Source organism: Rathayibacter iranicus NCPPB 2253 = VKM Ac-1602, from assembly GCF_003149025.1.
In the GTDB taxonomy this organism is placed as follows: Bacteria; Actinomycetota; Actinomycetes; order Actinomycetales; family Microbacteriaceae; genus Rathayibacter; species Rathayibacter iranicus.
This window is the reverse complement of the sequence record NZ_QGDV01000049.1, coordinates 1-1,212: the sequence shown is the minus strand read 5'-3', so window position 1 is coordinate 1,212 and position 1,212 is coordinate 1. Positions and strand designations below refer to the sequence as shown.

Genomic DNA, 1,212 nt, shown 5'->3' with positions numbered 1-1,212 from the left:
GGATGTCTCTGTATCCTAGCTCATACTCTTTTGGTGTCAAATAGCCGAGGCTGGAATGTCGTCGTCGCGTGTTGTAGTAGGTCTCGATCCAGCGGAAGGTCGCTGTGCGGAGTGCTGTGAGCGTCGGCCAGGGTGTGGTGTGGATAAGTTCCTTTTGTAGGACGCGAAGAAGGATTCGGCGACGGCATTGTCGTAGCAGATGCCGGTGCGACCGAGTGATCGGTCGATTTTATTCTCGTCGCAGTAAGAAGCAAATTCCCGCGACGTGTATTGCGTTCCGCGGTCGGAGTGGAAAGTCACTCGGCCCGATGGTTTTCTGGTGTTTATCGCGTTCGTGAGTGCTTCGGTGATCAAACTGGTGCGCATATGGGTGTCTAGTGACCAGCCGACGAGTTTCCGGGAATGGAGATCGATGACGGTCGCGAGGTATGCCCATCCTTTCCAGGTCTTGATGTAGGTGATATCTCCGACCCATCGAGTGTTCGGTTCGGCGGCGGTGAAGTCCCGGTTGATCAGGTCGGGAGCCGGACGATGGTCGTCCCCTTGGAGCGTGGTGGCGCGCCAGGCCCGCGGGTGGCGACCGCGCAGTCCTGCGGCTCGCATCAGCCGGTGGACCCGCTTGCGACCGACGCGCCAGCCTCGAGCTGCCAGTTCAGCCCACATGCGGCGGACCCCTGGATTACCGTTCAGAGACGTGTGTGCGTCGCTGATGACCGCGAGTAGAGACTCGTCGGTGAGCGCTCGAGCGCTGACAGGTCTTTTCTTCCAGGCGTAGAACCCGGATTGTGACACCTTCAGTTCGTGACACATGAACGCGACGGGGTAAGCGCCGGACGCAGCCCAGTCCGCGATGGCAGCGAATATTACCGCTGGCCGCTCGCGAACCAGGTCGATACTTTTTTTGCAAAGTCGATCTGCATCTCCATGTGCGCGCGCTCGCGTCGAAGACGCTTCAACTCCGCACGTTCGGACTCTGTCAAAGGCTCGTCATCGCCGCCGCCCGCGCCGGTGGCGGCGGGCGGACCGGCTTTCGCCATCCATTTTCTGATACTGGTCTCGCTCACCTCAATCTGCTTCGCGACTTCAGCGACCGTATAGCCGCCGTCAGTAATGAGCGCGATCGCGTCGCGCTTGTATTCCTCGGTGAAGCTTCGTCGGGTGGAACCCATGAAAGTAGTCTCCTACAGGTCGAGAACCCCAGCAACACACCCC

2 protein-coding genes and 1 pseudogene are annotated in these 1,212 nt (G+C 59.7%); all 3 read right to left on the bottom strand.

The window, feature by feature from the left end; translation table 11 throughout:
• The coding region (locus B0H03_RS17625) for an integrase core domain-containing protein (protein ID WP_420849479.1) at window positions 1-145 on the bottom strand (145 nt) is incomplete at its 3' end.
• A gap of 50 nt (window positions 146-195) precedes the next feature.
• Window positions 196-852 (bottom strand): annotated as a pseudogene (locus tag B0H03_RS16035) (IS3 family transposase); the annotation flags it as partial.
• Window positions 853-863: 11 nt separating this feature from the next.
• Window positions 864-1,169 carry a transposase gene (locus B0H03_RS16030; protein WP_109714934.1) on the bottom strand — a complete coding sequence of 102 codons (306 nt, stop codon included), beginning with the start codon at window positions 1,167-1,169 and terminating at the stop codon, window positions 864-866.
• Window positions 1,170-1,212: the final 43 nt, after the last annotated feature.